Raw genomic sequence first — 18,599 nt, 5'->3', positions numbered from 1 at the left:
GGACAGCTTCACCGCCGGGGCGGGGCGCAGAAGTCAGCGGGCGGTCAGGGCGGAGGCGGGTTGTTTCGGGAACCATGGGATGAAGGCGCTGGTGGTTTGCTGGTAGCGGCGGTAGGCGTCGCCCTTGGAGCGGACGGCCTGCTCCTCGGTGAGCGGGATGCCGGTCACGCGCAGGAGAAGAAACAGGATGCTCGCCGGTCCGATGACCGCGACCCAGCCGCGGGGCGAAGCGAGGGCGAAGACGAACAGGGCCACCCACACGAGCCACTCGAAGAAATAGTTGGGATGCCGGCTGAGGCGCCACAGGCCGACGTCACACACGCGGCCCTTGTTCGCCGGGTTGCGCTTGAAGGCCGCGAGCTGGGCGTCGGCGATGGCTTCACCGTAGAGCGCGACAAACCACAGGCACACGCCGATGATTTCAAGCAGGTGGAAGCGCGGTGCCGTGTTGAACACCGGCAGCAGGAATGCCAGGCCGAGCAGCACGACGGAGGCGGCCTGCAGCTGGAAGAAACCGGCCATCTTGGGGCCGAAGTTGCCGGCCCAGTCCTTGCGCAACTGCACGTAGCGGCCGTCCTCGACGGGGTGGTGGGCCGCGACGCGTTTCAGCAGATGCGAACCGAGCCGCACGCTCCACAGCACGCCCATGGCCGCGAGCGTGAAACGCCGCAGGAACCAACCCGGCCCGAACCAGGCATAAAACACGGCGAGCGGCGCGAACGCGTAGGCCCAGGCCACGTCCACAAAACCGTAGTTGTCGAGCCGCCGGCACACCAGCCAGAGCAGCGCGAAGAGCACGCAGAGGCCGGCGAGGGCAAGGGCGATGAGCGGCAGCGGGGACATGGATGCCAAAACTACGTCCGGACCATGCCGCCGGACGCATCCGGCCGCCGGCGCCGTCAGCCCGCGGCGGGCTTGAGCGTCGGTCCGTCCGCGAAGACGGCGTCAATCGAGATGCTGGTGGGGCAGGGCGGCGAGCCCTGTTCACGGCGGTGCAGCATGCCGACCACGGTTTCCACCGCCGTGGCGCCCAGCTGCTGGGGCAGCAGGTCGAGGCCGGCGCAGGGTTTGGAGCGCTCGGTGACGTTGATGCGGAAGAAACCGACGTCCTCCGGCACACGGAGTTTTTGCGCGGCCAGCCAGTCCACCACGCCCTGCTCGTGGCCGATGATGAGGTCGGGCTCGTGTTTTTTGAACCAGGCGCTGAATACCTTCGGTTCCAGCTTCGGGGCGATCAGCGGCGGCACCTCGAGCTTGTGGCCGCTGACGCGATAAAACGAGATGAAGCCCGAGCTCCACTTGTGATCCACCCGCTCGTCCTTGCGGGCCTCGAGGCAGAGGCCGATGCGCCGATAGCCGCGCTGCGTGAGGATCTCCAGGGCCCGCCGCATCGAAAGGTAGTGGTCGGGCTGGATCGTGTGCAGGCTCGGGTTGAGCAGCCGGTGGTCCATGCCGACGGCCGCCGTCTGCGAGAGGTCGAAGTTCACAAAATCCTGCCGGCGGTCGAAGGGCAGGAAGATCACACCGTGGATGCCGCGCGCGCGCAGCACGCCGTTGAGCCGGGCCACCGAGAGCGCCGGCGCCTTGGGGCCGACCCAGAAAAGCTCGGTGCGGAATCCCAGTTCCTGCGCGCGCTTCTCCGCGCCGCGCGCGACCTCGCGGTGGAACAGCATGAGGTCGGTGCCGCCGTCGGGGCTCACGTCCACCAGCGCGAGCACGCCGCTGAAGCCCTGGTGGCGCGAGCGGCGCAACGCCGAGAGCGTGGCGCCGAGCAGCGGGTTCGGCCGGTAGCCCGCCTGGTCGGCCGCGCGCTGCACGCGCAGGCGGGTTTTCTCCTGCACGCGCGGGCTGTTGCGCAACGCCTCGGAGACCGTGGCGACGGAGAGACCAAGTTGCAGCGCGAGACTGCGAATCGTCGGGGGCTTGGGCATGCGATTCTTAACGGTTAGAAAACGAACCCGTCGCCTCCGCGAGGGAAAAATCGCACCTAGGGCCAGTTTCCCGGCGTCCGGTGCCCTTACCGGATGCCCCTTCCCCAACACCACGCCCCTAACCCACTCATGAGAACTTCCGCTCTCATCCGCCTGTTCCATTCCGGCCTCATGGCCGTGGCCGTCACCGGCCTTTTTGCCCAGACCACCCAGGATTCCAGTCCCGCGGCCAAGCCGGCGGACTCCGAAGTCATCACGCTGGATGATTTCGTCGTCACCTCCAGCAAGGCCGAAGGCTATCGCGCCACCAACGCCATCTCCGCCACCGGCATCGGCACCAAGATCGGCGACACCCCGCTCGCCATCAGCGTCGTCACGGGGGAATTGATTTCAGACACCGGCCTGAACGAGGTGCGCGAAGTGCTCAACATGGTGCCCGGCGTGTTGACCAACCCGGTCAACGAGTCCCGCGCCGTCATCCGCGGCTTCACCGGCCTGATCGCCTATCGCAACGGCCAGTATCGCCGCCAGCTGATGACGACCTGGAACATGGACCAGGTCGAGGTCATCAAGGGTCCGGCCGCCATCTTCTTCGGCGCTGTCCGCCCCGGTGGCATCATCAACACGGTGACATCCAAGCCTGTCTTCAGCGGCAATTTCACCGATGTGAAGGTCAGCGCCGGCACCGACAGCTACTACAAGGCCGAGGTCTACACGAACCAGGTCGTGAACGACAAGTTCGCCTACCGCGTCGGGGTCGGCGGCATCGACACCGGCGGCAGCCGGGACTTTGAATATCTCAACGAGCTCTACGCCGGCATTTCCGCCATCTACCGGCCCACGCCCAACCAGCAGATCAGCGTCGATCTGGAAAAGATCGACCGCGACCGCTTCTACCTCAGTTCCTACCCCGTGCGCTCGCTGGTGAACTCCAAGGTTTACCTGCAGCCCGGCGCGCTCGCCGCGCAGGCCGGCATCAACCGGCTGTCCACGACCGCGGACTCGGCCAACCGCGCGTATCTCACGACGCTCGGCTATTCCGGCACCGCGACCGCGGCGAACTTCTACCCGCTCTACGACATGTTTGCGCCGATCGACTACGGCACCTCGCTGAGCAACGACGCGCGGCAGGTCCAGCGGTCCTACACCGTGGATCTCGAGTATCTGGCCAAGATCAACGAGAACCTCGTCTGGCAGACTTCGCTCAACTACGCCTTCGACAACACCTCGGGCCTGCAGCCCTCCGACGGTGACACCCGTCCCTACGCCGACGGCTCGGTCCGGTTCCGCACGGAGTTCTTCATCAACATCCGTGATTCCTACAACGTGGACAACAAGCTGACCTGGCGCTTCGACCTCGGCCCGACGAAGCACACCCTGCAGATCGGCCAGGAATACCAGCGCGTGCGCTTCGACCGTCCGGGTTACCTGAATCCGGTCAACCAGTCCTACAACAACTCGCCCGGCAACAGCACGGTCTCGGGTGTGCCGAACAAATACGTGACCTACTTCTTCCCGGGCGGCTCCACGCCGGTGAGCATCGTGCAGGTCTTCAATGAGAGCGGCCAGACCTTCAACATCGACCGCAAGAGCTACGACGCGCTGTATGGCTACTTCATCGCGGACCAGGCCAAGTTCTTCGACGATCGCCTGCTGGTCCTCGCCGGGGCCCGCTACAACTCGTTCACCAACCGGACCAAGTTCGACAAGCCCGTCTCCAACTCCAGCCAGAGCGCGAAGAACGGCGGCCTGGCCAACTACGACATCGGCAAGGGCAAGGGCGGCATCACGCCGCAGGGCGGCTTTGTGTTCAAGCTGCTCCCGCAGCTCGGCGTCTTCGCGACCTACAGCGAGTCCATTGAGCCCAACCTCGCCATCGACGCCGACGGCAACGCCTCCGAGCCCATTGAGAGCGAGGCGCTGGATTTCGGCCTGAAGGCCGATTTCTACGACGGTCGCCTGACCTCGACGCTCGCCTACTACACCATCGACCGGGCGAACCTCGCCTACACCGACACGGCCAAGCAGATCGCCACCGGCAAGTCGCCCTACTACATCTTCGGCAATTCGGAGGCGAGCGAGGGCTTCGAGCTCGAGACCAACTGGACGCCGAACAACAACTACACCCTCATCGCCGGCTGGGCACGCACCACGCGCGCCGAGACGACCAAGTCGAACAACGCGCTCTTTGTCGGCCGCCGCTTCGGCGCCCAGCCGGAGAACACCTACAACCTCTGGAACCGCTACACGTTCACGGAGGGCCCGGTCAAAGGCCTCTCCCTCGGCTTCGGTTTCCAGCACAACGATGGCACCAACCTCTCGCAGGATCCGAACATCCGCGTCTGGCTCCCCGCGTTCACCACCTACAACGCGATGGCCTCCTACAACCTGAAGCTTGGTGACCGGAACGTGAAGGCCCAGCTCAACGTGAAAAACCTCACCGATGAGCGTTACCGCGAGGGTGCCGACGGCTACTTCGCCCCCGCCCGCACCATCTACTTCAGCCTCTCGACCCGCTACTGATCGGGGGCCGGGTCTGTTTGCGGCCCGCCGGCCTGGTTGCCGGCGGGCCTTTTTTTGTGACTTTTCCTAACGGTTAGACCAAGAACCCTTCGCCGGCCATCACGGGTGAAATTACATCGGGACGCAGAATCCCTGCTGCCTGGTTCACCACCGGGCGCGCCGTCCCCATCCCCCCGCCCCTAACCCCCCATGAGAACCATCGCTCTCATCCGCCTGCTTCATGCCAGTCTCCTGGCCACGGCCGCCACCGGCCTTTTTGCGCAGACCGCTGCGGAAAGCAAATCCGCGGCCGCTCCGGCCGATTCCGAAATCCTCACCCTCGACAGCTTCGTCGTCACCTCGAGCAAGGCCGAGGGCTACCGCGCCACCAATGCCATCACCGCCACGGGCATCGGCACCAAGATCGCCGACACGCCGCTGGCCATCAGCGTCGTCACGGGCGAGCTGATGCAGGATGCCGGCCAGTTCGAGATGCGCGAGGCGCTGAACTTTGTCCCCGGGGTGCTCACCAACCCCCGCAGCGAGTCCGCCGTCACGATCCGCGGCTTCGGCGGCCTGATCTCCTACCGCAACGGCCAGTATCGCCGCCAGCTGATGACGACCTGGAACATGGACCGCATCGAGGTCATCAAGGGTCCGGCCGCCATCTTCTTCGGCGCCGTGCGTCCGGGCGGCATCGTGAACAACGTGACCGCCAAGCCCGAGTTCTCCGGCAACTTCACCGATGTGAAGGTCACCGCCGGCACCGAGAGCCACTACCAGGGCGAGTTCTTCACCAACCAGGTGCTCAGCGACAAACTCGCGGTCCGGGTCGGCGCCGGCATGATCGATGCGGGCGGCGAACGCCCCTTCGACTACAAGGACGAGATTTATTTCGGCGCCTCGGCCATCTGGAAGCCCACGGCGAACCAGCAGTTCAGCTTCGATGTGGAGACCATCGACCGCCAGGTCTTCTACAACAGCGCCTATCCCTTCCGCGCGCTCGCGAACTCCAAGGTTTACGGCGTCGCCGGCGCGATCGCCGCGCAGGCCGGCATCAACCGCCAGACCACCACCGCCGACTCCACCAACCGCGCCTACCTGACGACGCTCGGATTTTCCGGCACCGTTGGCGCCGCGAACTTCTACCCGCTCTACGACATGTTCGCGCCTTACGGCTACCAGACCACCCTCGCCCGCGATGCCTGGCAGGTGCAGCGCTCGGAGACCGTCGATCTCGATTATCTGCTCAAGATCAACGAAAACCTGGTCTGGCAGACCTCGCTCAACTACGGCTTCGACAACACCTCCGGCCTGCAGCCCTCCGACGGCGACGTGCGTCCCTATGCCGACGGCTCCCTGCGCTTCCGCACCGAGAGCTTCATCAACGTCCGCGACTCCTACAACGTGGACAACAAGCTGACCTGGCGCTTCGACCTCGGCAAAACGAAGCACACCGTGCAGTTCGGTCAGGAATACCAGCGCGTGATCTTCACCCGCCCGGGCTTCTACAACGACGCCAGCGCCACGGTGAAGACCTACAACGACTCCCCCGGCAACTCGACCAAGACCGGCGTGCCGAACCAGTATGTCACCTATTATTTCCCGGGTGGCAGCACCCCGGCCAGCGTGGAGAGCGTCTTCGCCGCCAGCGGCCAGACCTTCAGCATCACCCGCAAGCGCACCGAGAACAACGCCGGCTACTTCATCGTGGACCAGGCCCAGTTCTTTGACGACCGCCTCTACGTGCTCGCCGGCGCCCGCTACAACAAGTTCACCGGCAAGATCACCTACGACAAGCCGGTCTCCAACTCCAGCCAGAGCGCGGCCAACGGCGGCCTCGCCACCTTTGACGTCATCGGCGCGAAGGGTGCGTGGACGCCGCAGTATGGCGCGCTCTTCAAGGTGACGCCCGCGCTGGCCCTGTTCACCACCTACAGCGAGTCGATCGAGCCGAACTTCCAGCTGGATGCCGACGGCGTGCCCTCCCTGCCGGTCGAGAGCCAGAGCCTGGACTTCGGGCTGAAGGCCGACCTGCTCGCGGGCCGTCTCACCAGCACCATCGCCTACTACGACATCGAGCGCGACAACCTCGCTTACCGCGACACCGCCCGCGAACTCGCCGCCGGTCGCTCGCCCTATTACATCTTCGGCAACGCCGAGGCGAGCAAGGGCCTCGAGTTCGAGCTCAACTGGACGCCGACCGACAACTACAGCCTGATCTTCGGCTGGGCCAACAGCATCGAGGCCGAGACCACCAAGTCGAACAATGCGACCTTCATCGGCCGCCGCTTCGGTGGCATCCCCGAGAACACCTACAACGTGTGGAACCGCTACAGCTTCACCGACGGCCCGCTGGCCGGCCTGACGCTGGCCGGTGGCGTGCGTCACAACGACGGCACCAACCTCTCGCAAGATCCCAACAACATCGTGCAGATCCCCGCCTTCACCGTGTTCGACGTGATGGCCTCCTACAAGTTCAAGGCCGGTGACCGCACCTACAAGGCGCAGCTCAACGTGAAGAACCTCACCGACAAGCTGTATCGCGAGGGCAGCGACGGTTACTTCGGCCAGAAGCGGACCATCTACCTGAGCCTCTCGACCCGCTTCTAACTTTTGCTTGGCTTGGGTTTGGTTTACGCGGCCCGCCGGCGTTCCCGGCGGGCCGTTTTCTTGGCATCGCCCCGCATCACCAATCCTGTCTGACTCCCTCCCAGAACCCCATGTCCCCGCTGCGTTCCTGCTGGTGCCTGCTCCTCCTGTTTCTCGCGCCCGTGCTGACGGCCCCGGCTGCGCCGGCGGACCGCCCGCGCGAACTGCTGTTCGCCGCCACGGCCTTCGGCGACACCTTTTGGGACGAAGCCGCGGGTCTGGCCCGCTCACCCGCGCCGGGCGAGACCGGTCTGCACCGCACCCGCGAAAGCACCTGGTATGCGCTCGGCCTGCTCCAGCGCGACGCGCCCGGTGACCGCGCGCGCGCCGTGCGCATCATCGAGACGGTGCTTGCGCGCCAGCTGGACGTGCCGGGGCAGCGCTGGCACGGCACCTTCCTCCGCTTCCTGAACGAGCCCGTCCCCGGTCCCGGCGCGAAACTCTGGCAGGACTTTGATCCCAACTGGCGCCATTTCATCGGCACCACGTTTGCGTTGATGCTCGAGCAGTTTCCCGACCGCCTGCCCTCCGGGCTGGTCCCGCGGCTGGAGGCCGCGATCCGCCTCGCCGTCGAGGGTGAGCTCACGCAGGGACGCGAAGAACCCTATCACACCAACATCAAGCTCATGCACGGTTTCCTCTGGAGCTGGGCCGGCGCCCGGTTCCACCGGCCCGACTGGGTGACCGGCGGCGAGCGCTGGGCGGAGGAGGTCGCCGCCGCCTTCGCGGTGCACGAGACCTTTGAGGAATACAACTCGCCCACCTACTACGGCGTGGACTTCTACGGACTTGCGCTCATGCGCCGCTACGGGGCCACGGAGCGCATCCGCGAACTCGGCGCGAAACTCGAGGCCGGGCTCTGGCGCGATGTCGCGCGGTTCTACCACGCGGGCCTGCGGAATCTGGCCGGGCCCTATGACCGCGCCTACGGCATGGACCTGCGCCGCTACGCCTCGCTCACCGGCGTGTGGATGGGCCTGGTGCTGCCGGCTGAGTTCACGCCGTTGCCCGATCCGACCAAACCGATGGGCCACGCCCACGACTTCCTGTGCACGCCGGCCTATGTCGCACTCGGGGCTCAGGTGCCCGCCGAGGTGATGGAGCATTTCACCGCCTTTCGCGGCGAACGCCTGCTCCGCCGTCCGATCACCGCCATGCGGACCGCCACGGCCTGGTTGTCGTCCGACGTCATGATCGGCGGTGAAATCACCGGTCGCACGCTTGGGGTCGTGCCCGGTATCGGTCAGTTTCATCCGGCCACGATCCACTGGCGCACCCCCGGCGACGACGTCGGCTGGGTGAGGCTCTTCGCCACGCCGCCGGCCGACGCCGAGGCGACGCCGGGCCGGCTCACGGTCACCGCCGCCGCTCCGGGTGCTTTCACCTTTCACGTCAGTGCCCCGGGCGCGCAGCTCAGCCGGCTCGGCCGCGATGCGTGGCAACTGCCGGGCCTGAGTCTGACGGTTGAGACCGACGCGAAGGATTTCTCCGTCAGCTCCGAGGGCGGCCTGTTGGTGGTGAACTATCGGGACGCCTCGCGCGTGGTTTTCCGCGTGGCGCCGCGCCTGGCCGTGGTCATCGCCGTGGACCAGATGCGCGCCGATTATCTGGAGCGTTTCCGTCCCTGGTTCGTTGAGGGCGGCTTCAAGCGTCTGCTGGAAGGGGGCGCGGTGTATGCGGACGCGCATCACCGTCACGCCATGACGGCCACCGCCCCCGGGCACTCGACGCTGCTCACGGGGGTGTCGGCCAGTGTCCACGGCATCATTGCCAACGAATGGTTCGATCCGGCCGCCGGCCAGGTGGTCAGCTCGGTGGCCGATCCCGCGGCACCCCTCGTCGGGGCGCCCGACTCGCCGGTTCGTCTGCCCGGCGGGGTGGCCGACACCGATCCGACCGCCTCGCCGGCGCGTCTGCTGGCGGCGACGGTGGGCGACCAGCTCAAGGCGGCGTTCGGCGACGACACCCGGGTGATCGGCCTCGCCAACAAGGATCGCGGCGGGATTTTCCTCAGCGGCCGCCGGGCCGACGCGGTTTATTGGATGCATCTCGGCCGGATCGTCACTTCGCGCTATTACCGCCCGACGCTGCCGGCCTGGGTGGAGGCATTCAACGCCACGAACCCGATCAACTCGCGCTACGGGCAGACGTGGGACCGGTTGCTGCCCCGGGAATTCTACGACCGGGTCCAGGGCCCCGATGACATGCCCGGCGAGCAGGCGCGGCACGGACTCGGCGTCACCTTCCCGCGGAAATTAGACGGCGGCCGCCCGTCCCTCGATGCGGAGTTTCACAACGCCTACCGTGTTGATCCGCACGGTTCTGAGGTGCTCAGCCGGCTCGCGCAGGAAGCCGTGCGCGCCGAAAAACTCGGCCGTCGCGCCGCGCCCGACCTGCTGTGCGTGGCCTTTTCCCAGCTCGACTACTGCGGACACTCCTTCGGGCCCGACAGCCATGAGATCATGGATTCCGTGCTGCGGCTCGACCGCGCGCTCGCGGAACTGCTGACCTGCCTCGATGCCGAAGTCGGACCCGGGCGGTGGACCGCCGTGCTCTCGGCCGATCATGGCGTCGCGCCGCTGCCCGAGCGCAGCGGCGGCGGCCGCATCGACTGGCCGGTCCTGAACCAAACCGTCGAAACGGCGCTCACCTCCGCCTTTGGCGCTCCCGCCGACGGGGCGGCGTGGACGGTGCGCGACAGCTACGGCTACCGGCTCATCCCGGCCACGCTCACCGCCCGGGGCGTGACGTCTTCCGCCGCCCAGCAAGTCTTGAAGCAGGCGCTGCTGACCTCGCCCCAGATGGCGATCGTCTGGACGCGTGACGAACTGCTGAACCCGGCGCTCACCGCGGGCGAGGCACTCGCCGCCTGGCGCCTGAGCTTCAACGTCGAGCGCAGTCAGGACGTGGTGTTGTCCCCACGCCGCTACATCGTGGACCGGTCCCCCAACGGCACGAACCATGGCACGCCCTACGACTACGATTCGCACATCCCGCTCATCTGGTATGGTGCGGGTGTCTCCCCGGGCCGCGCCGTCGAACGCATAGGTTCCGATGCCATTGCGCCGACCCTGGCGCGGCAATTGGGTGTGCCGCCGCCCCCCGCGGCCCACGCCACTCCGCTTTTCTGATCCCCATGACTCCCGGACGCTACACCGCCCTGCTGCTCTTCATCTCCGGCATGGGTGGCTTTCTCTACGGCTACGACATCGGCATCATCGGCGCCGCGCTGCTCTACCTGAACAAGACGATCACGCTGAGCGTCACGCAGGAATCGCTCATTGTCGCCGCCGTGCTCGCCGGCGGCACCGTGTCGTCGCTGGCGGCGGGCGCGCTGGCTGACTTCATCGGCCGCAAGCGCCTGATGGTGGCCGCCGCCGTCGTGTTTCTCGTCAGCGTGGTCCTCATTGTCGTGGCGCAAGGCTTCGGCGCCCTCTTTGCCGGTCGCACGCTACAGGGCCTCAGTGCCGGCATGATTGCGGTGGTCATCCCGCTTTACCTCGCCGAATCGCTGCCCGCGGCGATCCGCGGACGCGGCACGGCAGCGTTCCAGTTGTTCCTCACCATCGGCATCCTCGTCGCCATGGCGGCGGGCCGGCACTACACCGCCGGGGTCGAGACCCTGGCGGCGACCGCCGATGCGGTGGCGCTGAAGAGCGCGCAGGATTCCGCCTGGCGCGCGATGTTCCTCTCGGCGCTCTGGCCCGGCATCATTTTTCTCGCCGGCTCATTGCTGGTGACAGAATCACCCCGCTGGCTCCTGCGCCGCGGCCGGGCGGAAGCAGCCCGCGCGGCGCTCGCCCGCTCGCGGCCGGAGGCGGAGGCCGAGAATGAATTCGTCGAGATGCGCGCCTCGCTGGCTCCGGCGGCCAACGGCTCGCCGGCGGCCCAGGGCAGCCTCTGGCAGCGGCGCTACCTCGTGCCGTTCCTGCTGACCTGCACGGTGCTGGGGCTCACCCAGACCACGGGTATCAATTCGATTCTCCAGTTTGTGGTGGTGATCCTCCAGGAGTCGGGACTCGACGCGACCGCCGCCGCCGGTCAGGCCACGGCGGTCACGGCGGTCAACGTCATCTTCACCGTCGTCGGTCTTGTGCTGGTGGACAAACTCGGCCGCAAGGCCCTGCTCAAGCTCGGCACCGGCGCCATCGCGCTCGCGCTGGTGGTCAGCGCGGTCGTGTTCTGGCGCATCCAGGGTGGCGCACTCGCGGCCGGTCCGGGCACCGCAAAGATTGTCACGGGTTGCCTCATGCTGTTCGTCGCGGGTTTCGCCACCGGCCCGGGCGTGTGCGTGTGGCTGGCGCTGTCGGAGCTGATGCCGACGCGCATCCGCTCGCTCGGCATGGGCATCGGCCTGCTGGTGAACCAGGGCATCTCGACCGCCATCGCGGCCATGTTCCTGCCGGTGGTGAAGAGCCACGGCTACGCCGCGATGTTCGCCTTCTGGGCGGTCTGCACCGTCGGCTATTTCCTCGTGGCGGCGTTCTGGCTGCCGGAAACCAAGGGCCGCACGCTGGAGGAGATCGAGGCGGAGTTCGCCACCAAGGCCTCCTGAGCTTTCACCACTAATCCACACTAATGGATCACTAATGCCGAACTATGGGTGGCCCCGGATCGGATGAGAGAGGTATCAGTGGCCATTAGTGGTTAATAAACTCTTCCCTTGAATCCTTCCAATCCACCGGTCCTGCCCCCCGAGCCGCGCCTCGGGTCGATCGATGCGTTGCGGGGGTTCACGATGTTCTGGATCGTCGGCGCGGACTACCTCGCGGCGGCGTTTCGCGGGCTCGACGGCGGGGCGGTGAGCAAGTTTCTGGGCCACCAGCTCGGGCACGCCGACTGGGCGGGGTTCACGTTCTACGACCTGGTTTTCCCACTTTTCCTTTTTGTGCTGGGCGCGGCGGTGCCGCTGTCACTTGACCGAATTGTGACGCGCGAGGGCCGGTCCGCCGCCTTGAATCGCGTGCTGCGGCGCGGCGCGCTCATGTATGGGCTCGGCGTGCTCTACTATGGTGGCTTCGCCAACGGCTGGGACCAGGTGCGTTGGGTCGGCGTCTTGCAACGCCTGGCGGTTGGCTATGTCGCCGCTTCGCTCCTGCACCTGTATTGCCGGCCGCGCACGATCGCGGCGGTGGGCGGCGCGCTGCTGCTCGGCTATTGGGCGCTGCTGACCTTCGTGCCGGTGCCGGGCGGCGGGGCCGGCGATTTTTCCCGCGGCCACAACTGGGCCAACTGGGTGGACGCGCACTGGCTTCCGGGCAAGGTCTGGTATGGCGACTACGATCCTGAGGGACTGCTGAGCACACTGCCCGCGATCGCGTCGGCGCTGTTCGGCCTGTTTGCCGGTCGCTGGTTGCAGAATCCTGCGCCAGTGCCTGCGGCGAAGATTCGCGGCCTGGTCCTCGCGGGCTTCGTCTGTCTCGTGTTCGGCTATGGGTGGAGCCTGCAGTTCCCACTCATCAAGCGGATCTGGACTTCGTCCTACGCGGTGGTGGGTGGCGGCTGGTGTCTGCTGCTGCTCGCGGCTTTCTATTGGCTGATGGATCTGCGCAAGATCACGCGCTGGGCCACCCCGTTCGTTTGGATCGGCAGCAACGCGCTGTTGATTTACCTCGTCAGCCACCTGGTGGATTTCCGGAAGGTCTCGGCCTTTTTCGTCGGCGGGCCCGTCGCGGCGGCGCTGGACGGGGTGTGGACCGGCTTGTCCGGCCTGGTGCTGGCCCTCACCAGCATCGCTCTTTGCACGGCGCTGTGCGGCTGGCTCCATGCGCGCAAAATCTTTCTTCGCCTTTAGCCTGCTCGCGGCGGGTCTCACGGCGTCCGACCTGGAGACGGACGCCACGCCGGGTCTGCGGCTGAACCAGGTCCAGGTGGTCGGCACGCACAATTCCTATCACCGCGAACCACCGGCCGAGGCCACGGCCTGGCGGCAGAGCGAATTTGTCCGCCAAGGCGCCCCGTCGCTCGCGGCGCTGGCGACCGGCTACAGCCACGTTGCCCTCACCGAACAGCTTTCACGACTCGGCCTGCGGCAGCTGGAGATCGACCTTCATCCCTCGGAGGACGGGCACGACTTTCCCGTGTTGCATCACCCGGTGTTCGACGACGTTTCCAACGTGCCGACTCTCCGGGCCGCTTTGCGGGAAATCCGCACTTGGTCGCAGGCCCACCCTCGGCACGTGCCCGTGCTGGTGCAGCTGGAACTCAAGATCCGGCGGGTGCTTCCGGGATCACCCGATGATCCGACGCTCCGGGAACGGCTTGCGGCGTTACCCGCCCCGCGCGAGTGGGATGCAGCCCAGTTTGCCGCCCTTGAGGCCGCGATCCGAGCGGAGCTGGCTGCGACGGACCTCCTCACTCCCGATGACGTGCGTGGCGAAGCTCCGACGCTCCGCGATGCGCTGGCGACCCGCGGCTGGCCTCTGCTCGAAGCGGTGCGCGGCCGAATCTTTTTCGCCTTGGACAACGAGGGTGCGGTGCGTGACCGCTACCTTGGCCCGGAGCAGGACGGGCGCGGCCGGCTGCTGTTTGTCAGCGTCCCACCGGACCACCCGGCGGCCGGCTGGATGAAGGTCAACGATCCGGTGCGTGACTTCGCCCGCATCCAAGACTTGGTGCGCCGCGGCTTTCTCGTGCGCACGAGGGCCGACGAGGAACTGCGCGAGGCCCGCGCCGACGACGGCACCCGCCGCGAGCGCGCATTGGCGAGCGGGGCGCACTTCATCAGCACGGACTTCCCTGAGGCGGATCCGCGCTATTCGGACTACGCGGTTCGCCTGCCCGGCGGAGTCACGGCCCGACTGAACCCGGTGGTGGGTGAAGCAAAATCTAACTCTTCAGCGGAGCACTGATCGTCACGGTTCGGCCACGCGGTCAGGTTCGGGGCGACGGTCACCCCTGCCGTGAAGCTCCCACCCCGCTATCGCCTGCTCGTTGTGTTCCTCTGCTGCGCCCTGTCCGGGCTCTCAGCGCAGGAGATCCTGCCGCGACTCGTGGCCGGAAACGACGAACTGATTACCCGGGCGCGCGCCGTGCCGGTGGAAGCCAGCGGTTTCGGTTCCCGCGGGGAAGCGGTGCGCCTGCTCGTTTATGCCTGCGGTTATGCGGCGCCGTTGTCGCGTTTTCACCGCGATGCCACCCTGCTGCCGGAAATGGAGGCGATCGCCGCGCAGCTGGCGGCCGTGCAGCATCCAAGCGGCCTCTTCGACGTCGGCAACCTTGAGTCGCCGCCCGACACCGGGTTCATGCTCGAGGCGCTGGCCCTGGCCCAGACCCTTTTGGAACGCACCGGCGACCCGGCCTCGGCGGCGGTGCAGAACCGGTTGCGAACGCTCATCCGGGCCGCGGCCGACGGCGTGGCGACCGGCGGCGTGCATACGCCCAACCACCGCTGGGGCGTCTCTGCCGCGCTGGCGGCGGCGGATCGCGTGCAGCCCGATCCGCGTTACCGCGAACGCATCGCCGCCTGGCTGGCCGAGGGGATTGATCAGGATGCGGACGGCCAATACGCCGAGCGGAGCCCGGCCTACAGCGCCAAGGTCGTGAACCCGGCCCTGCTGGCGCTGGCCGAGGCGGTGAACCGGCCGGATCTCGTGGAACATGTGCGCCGCAACCTTGCGCTCACCTGGTGGCTGACGGAGCCGACGGGCGAGATCGTCACCCTCGCCTCGCGGCGCCAGGACCAGCGTCCGGGCGCCAAGGTCACCATCGCGGAATACTACCTGCCCGCCCGCTGGCTGGCCGTGCATCGGGGCGATGCCCGCGCCGCCGCGATCGCGGCCTGGATCGAGCGCGATTTTGCCGAGGTGCTGGTGAACGGCGCCTTTGATCCCAACTGGCCGCTGCCGCACCTGCTGCTGGACCGGTCGCTGGCTGGGCCGCTGCCGGCGGCCGAGGCGCCACCGGAGGATTTCGCCGTGCATCTGCCGGCCACCGCGCTCGGGCGCATCCGCCGCGGGACGAATGCGGCGACGATCTCCGGCGGCAGCGACCACGCCGCCGGTCTCGGCGTCGGCTCAGGTCTGGCGATGAACCCGACCTTCTTCTCGTTCCGCAAGGGCGCGGCGCAGGTGGCGCTCCGGTTGACCCCGGCCTTTTTCGGCACGGGTTTTTTCTACAGCCAAGGTTTGGAGAAGAACGGCGAAACCTGGCGGCTGCACGAGCGGCGCGAGGTGGCGTATTACCAGCCGTTGCCGGAGGAATATCGGCGCGCGGACGGCAATTACGCGCTCACGGCTGACGGACGTTTCTTCAGTAAGTTGGATTTTCCGCACCGGCCGCGCCAGGTGCGTGCCGTGGAAACGGAAATCCTGGCGACGGAAAAGGAAGGAGGCTGGGAGCTGACCTTGAACGTGACGGGCCAGCCCGGCGTGCCAGTGACGCTGGAGCTGGCCTTCACCGGCGAGGGGCAGCTGCAACAGGTGACCCCGCTGGCCGACCTCCCGGCCACGCGTCTCGCGTCGTGGTTGCGCCGAGGAGGCGGCGGCCGAGTGGCAGCCGATACGACCGGCGCGTTTGTGCTGAAGGAAGCCGTCGGACGGTTTACCGTTGGTCCCGACACGATCGAATTCGGCCCGGGGTGCTTTACGCAGCCGCCCGGCCGCATGGAGGGCGAAGATTACACGTGGGTGAACGGCAGCCTGCGCGCCGAGGGACAGCGCGTCTATCTCACGGGCGTCACACCGTTCCGGCATGTGCTGCGGCTGCGGTGACACGCTCCGGGGCGTTTCCGATCTAACAGTTATACGTCCGGGCCCATTGAGCCGGTCCGGAGTGGGGGATTGGATGACTCCGTGCCAGTCTACCCCGTGAAAGCCCCCGGCTCCTTGTCGCGCTGCCATCTGCGAGCGCCGCGCCGTGGCTTCGGCTCCGGTTTCACGACGCTCGTTGATCCGCGCACGCGGCGCGGCGATCCGGCGGGCATGGGCATGGATTTTGGCATTCTGAAACTGCGCGCCGGCGCCAAGCATCACGAGGTCACGGCCCGGGAAACGGCGATCGTGCTGCTCGGTGGCCGGGTGGAGGCCCGGATTGCGGGCAATCTCTTCGGCGCGCAACGTGGTTCACTCTTCGATGAAGGCCCGACGACTTTCCACGTTGGTGCGGGCACGTCGGTCGAACTCCGGGCCGACGCGGGTGGCGCCGAGTTCGCCGTGATCCGCGCGGTTAATCCCCGCCCTCTGCCCGTGCGCGTTTACACCCCGGCGGAGACGGCGACCGAGGACCGCGGCGCCGGCCTCGCGCAGGGCGCCTGTCGCCGGCTCGTGCGCACGATTTTCGATTACTCGACGCGGCCTGACTCGACGCTGGTCGTGGGCGAGGTCGTGAATTTCCCCGGTCGCTGGTCGAGCTACCCCGGCCACCACCACGCGCAACCAGAGATTTATCACTATCGCTTCACGCTGCCGCAGGGCTACGGCCACGCCGAGATTGGCGAGTCGGTTTTCAAGGTCCGGCACGGCGACACGACGACGATCCCCGGCGGACTCGACCATGCGCAGGTTTCCGCGCCGGGCTACGGCATGTATTATCTCTGGGTCGTGCGCCACCTTCCGCGCCGGCCCTACAAGGGTTTCACCTTCACGCGCGAGCACACCTGGTTGCTCGATCCCAAGAACCAGGGCTGGCAACCCTCCGTATGAAAACTGTCCGCATCACCACCGCGGCCGCGATCGTCCGCTTCCTGCAGGCCCAATACGTCCGCCGCGACGGCGTCGAACACCGGCTCATCAACGGCGTCTGCGGCATCTTCGGCCACGGCAACGTCACCGGGCTCGGCCAGGCACTCGAGGAACACGGCGGACGCGCCCTGCCGTTCCTCCAGGCGAAAAACGAACAGGCCATGGTGCACACCGCGATCGCCTACGCGAAGACCAAACAACGCCTCGGCACGCTCGCCTGCACCTCGTCGGTCGGACCCGGCGCGACCAACATGGTCACCGGCGCCGCCACCGCGACCGTCAACCGCCTGCCGGTGCTGTTGCTCCCGGGCGACATCTTCGCCAACCGCCGCCCCGCGCCCGTGCTCCAACAGCTCGAGCACCCGGGCTCGCACGACACGAGCGTCAACGACTGCTTCCGCCCCGTCTCGCGTTACTGGGACCGCATCAACCGGCCGGAGCAGCTGCTCACCGCGCTGCCCGAGGCGATGCGCGTGCTGGCCGATCCGGCGGAAACAGGCGCCGTGACGATTTGCCTGCCCGAGGACGTCCAGGCCGAGGCCTTCGACTGCCCGGTGCATTTCTTTGCCAAGCGAGTCTATGAAATCGACCGCACCGTGCCGCTGGCCGCCCGACTGCGCGAGGCCGCCGCGTTCCTGCGCAAAGCCAAGCGACCGCTGATCGTCGCCGGCGGCGGCGTGCATTACTCGGATGCGACGCTGGCGCTGCAGAAGTTCGCCGAGGCCACCGGCATCCCGGTCGGTGTCACGCAGGCGGGCAAGGGCGCGCTGCTCGAATCGCACCCCCTCGGACTCGGCGCGGTCGGCGTCACCGGCACGCTCGCGGCCAACCTCATCGCGACCGAGGCCGATGTCGTGATCTGCGTCGGCACGCGGTTGTCGGATTTCACGACGGCTTCCAAGACCCAGTTTCAGGACCCGCGCGTGCGTTTCTTCGGGATCAATGTCCATGCCGCCGACGCCACCAAGCACGGTGCCCTGCCGCTGGTGGGTGACGCCCGTGCCACGCTCGCTGCGCTCGGCCGTCTCCTCCGCAGCTGGCGCGCCCCGACCGGCCATGCGCGGGCCATCGCCAAGGCCAAGGCCGATTGGGAGAAACCGTGGAAGGCAATGATCGCGCCCGGGCGTCGCAGCCGCGACGGCCTGCTCTACCAAAGCGAGGTGGTCGGCGTGTTGAATGAATTCACCGACGCCCGCAGCACCGTGGTCCACGCCTCGGGCGGCATTCCGGGCGACATCCACAAGCTGTGGCGCGGCAAGTCGGCCACGGACTACCATTCCGAATACGGCTACTCCTGCATGGGCTACGAGATCGCCGGCGCGCTTGGCGTGAAGCTCGCGGCGCCGGAGCGCGAGGTCTATGCGTTCCTCGGCGACGGCAGCTACCTGATGCTGCACACCGAGATCGTCACCGCCGTGCAGGAAGGACGGAAACTCACCGTCGTGCTGAACGACAATCGCGCTTTCGGCTGCATCCACAATCTGCAGCGCGGACAGGGCGGCCGGAGCTTCGGCAACGAGTTCCGCGCCCGCACCGGCAGCAGCGGCCGGCTCGATGGCGCGTTCATGGAGGTGGATTATGCCGCCAACGCCCGCAGCCTCGGCGCCACGGCCTTCACCGCGCGCACCAAGGACGAACTGCGCGCCGCCCTCGCCGCCACCAAGGCCGAGAAGAACACCTGCCTCATCTATATTCCGGTCACGCCGGAGTCCGTCATGCGCGGCTACTCGTGGTGGGATGTGCCGCCGGCCGCCGTCTCGGCCGTGCCCACCGTGCGCGCCGCGCGGGCGGCCTATGACCGGGCAGTCAAGCAACAGCGTTTCCACTACTGATG

The 18,599-nt window shown here is 67.2% G+C and carries 11 protein-coding genes; 9 read left to right on the top strand and 2 right to left on the bottom strand.

Features of this window, described 5'->3' with window-relative positions:
• Positions 1-33 precede the first annotated feature (33 nt).
• Both ESB00_RS19045 and ESB00_RS19040 read right to left on the bottom strand, forming a co-directional pair.
• Positions 34-843: a DUF1295 domain-containing protein gene (locus ESB00_RS19045; protein ID WP_129049817.1), complete on the bottom strand. Its 810-nt coding sequence runs from the start codon at positions 841-843 to the stop codon at positions 34-36.
• Between the two features lie 56 nt (positions 844-899).
• Positions 900-1,931, bottom strand: coding sequence for a LacI family DNA-binding transcriptional regulator (locus tag ESB00_RS19040; RefSeq protein ID WP_164976323.1), 1,032 nt, complete (start codon positions 1,929-1,931; stop codon positions 900-902).
• 129 nt (positions 1,932-2,060) lie between these two features.
• Here ESB00_RS19040 and ESB00_RS19035 point away from each other — a divergent pair, with 129 nt between their 5' ends.
• From ESB00_RS19035 to iolD, 9 genes are all read left to right on the top strand, one after another.
• A complete protein-coding gene (locus tag ESB00_RS19035; protein ID WP_164976322.1) occupies positions 2,061-4,454 on the top strand; it encodes a TonB-dependent siderophore receptor in 2,394 nt (797 codons plus the stop codon).
• A gap of 189 nt (positions 4,455-4,643) precedes the next feature.
• The gene (locus ESB00_RS19030) at positions 4,644-7,046 is read left to right on the top strand and encodes a TonB-dependent siderophore receptor (RefSeq protein WP_129049812.1); all 2,403 of its coding nucleotides are present in this window, start codon (positions 4,644-4,646) and stop codon (positions 7,044-7,046) included.
• A 110-nt stretch (positions 7,047-7,156) separates the two neighbouring features.
• Positions 7,157-10,216, top strand: a complete 3,060-nt coding sequence (locus ESB00_RS19025; RefSeq protein WP_129049810.1) for an alkaline phosphatase family protein — start codon at positions 7,157-7,159, stop codon at positions 10,214-10,216.
• Positions 10,217-10,221: 5 nt separating this feature from the next.
• Positions 10,222-11,640, top strand: coding sequence for a sugar porter family MFS transporter (locus ESB00_RS19020; protein WP_129049809.1), 1,419 nt, complete (start codon positions 10,222-10,224; stop codon positions 11,638-11,640).
• A gap of 108 nt (positions 11,641-11,748) precedes the next feature.
• Positions 11,749-12,879, top strand: a complete 1,131-nt coding sequence (locus tag ESB00_RS19015; protein ID WP_129049807.1) for an acyltransferase family protein — start codon at positions 11,749-11,751, stop codon at positions 12,877-12,879.
• A complete protein-coding gene (locus ESB00_RS19010; protein WP_129049804.1) occupies positions 12,851-13,936 on the top strand; it encodes a Ca2+-dependent phosphoinositide-specific phospholipase C in 1,086 nt (361 codons plus the stop codon). Before ESB00_RS19015 ends, ESB00_RS19010 begins: the two co-directional genes overlap by 29 nt.
• 51 nt (positions 13,937-13,987) lie before the next feature.
• The gene (locus ESB00_RS19005; RefSeq protein WP_129049802.1) at positions 13,988-15,796 is read left to right on the top strand and encodes a hypothetical protein; all 1,809 of its coding nucleotides are present in this window, start codon (positions 13,988-13,990) and stop codon (positions 15,794-15,796) included.
• Positions 15,797-15,877: 81 nt separating this feature from the next.
• The gene (locus tag ESB00_RS19000; RefSeq protein WP_218938793.1) at positions 15,878-16,726 is read left to right on the top strand and encodes a 5-deoxy-glucuronate isomerase; all 849 of its coding nucleotides are present in this window, start codon (positions 15,878-15,880) and stop codon (positions 16,724-16,726) included.
• A complete protein-coding gene (iolD, locus tag ESB00_RS18995) occupies positions 16,723-18,597 on the top strand; it encodes a 3D-(3,5/4)-trihydroxycyclohexane-1,2-dione acylhydrolase (decyclizing) (protein ID WP_129049801.1) in 1,875 nt (624 codons plus the stop codon). The genes ESB00_RS19000 and iolD overlap by 4 nt, the downstream gene beginning before the upstream one ends.
• Positions 18,598-18,599 lie beyond the last annotated feature (2 nt).

It is taken from the genome of Oleiharenicola lentus, assembly GCF_004118375.1.
GTDB lineage: Bacteria > Verrucomicrobiota > Verrucomicrobiia > Opitutales > Opitutaceae > Lacunisphaera > Lacunisphaera lenta.
The sequence above is the reverse complement of the archived record's forward strand: the minus strand, read 5'-3'. Positions and strand labels throughout refer to the sequence as shown.

What these genes read in the sequence shown, in the direction of transcription:
- ESB00_RS19025 (WP_129049810.1), top strand. Translation starts at nt 7,157, where the DNA reads ATGTCCCCGCTGCGTTCCTGCTGGTGCCTGCTCCTCCTGTTTCTCGCG.
- ESB00_RS19045 (WP_129049817.1), bottom strand. Translation starts at nt 843, where the DNA reads ATGTCCCCGCTGCCGCTCATCGCCCTTGCCCTCGCCGGCCTCTGCGTG.
- ESB00_RS19030 (WP_129049812.1), top strand. Translation starts at nt 4,644, where the DNA reads ATGAGAACCATCGCTCTCATCCGCCTGCTTCATGCCAGTCTCCTGGCC.
- ESB00_RS19040 (WP_164976323.1), bottom strand. Translation starts at nt 1,931, where the DNA reads ATGCCCAAGCCCCCGACGATTCGCAGTCTCGCGCTGCAACTTGGTCTC.
- ESB00_RS19020 (WP_129049809.1), top strand. Translation starts at nt 10,222, where the DNA reads ATGACTCCCGGACGCTACACCGCCCTGCTGCTCTTCATCTCCGGCATG.
- iolD (WP_129049801.1), top strand. Translation starts at nt 16,723, where the DNA reads ATGAAAACTGTCCGCATCACCACCGCGGCCGCGATCGTCCGCTTCCTG.
- ESB00_RS19035 (WP_164976322.1), top strand. Translation starts at nt 2,061, where the DNA reads ATGAGAACTTCCGCTCTCATCCGCCTGTTCCATTCCGGCCTCATGGCC.
- ESB00_RS19010 (WP_129049804.1), top strand. Translation starts at nt 12,851, where the DNA reads ATGCGCGCAAAATCTTTCTTCGCCTTTAGCCTGCTCGCGGCGGGTCTC.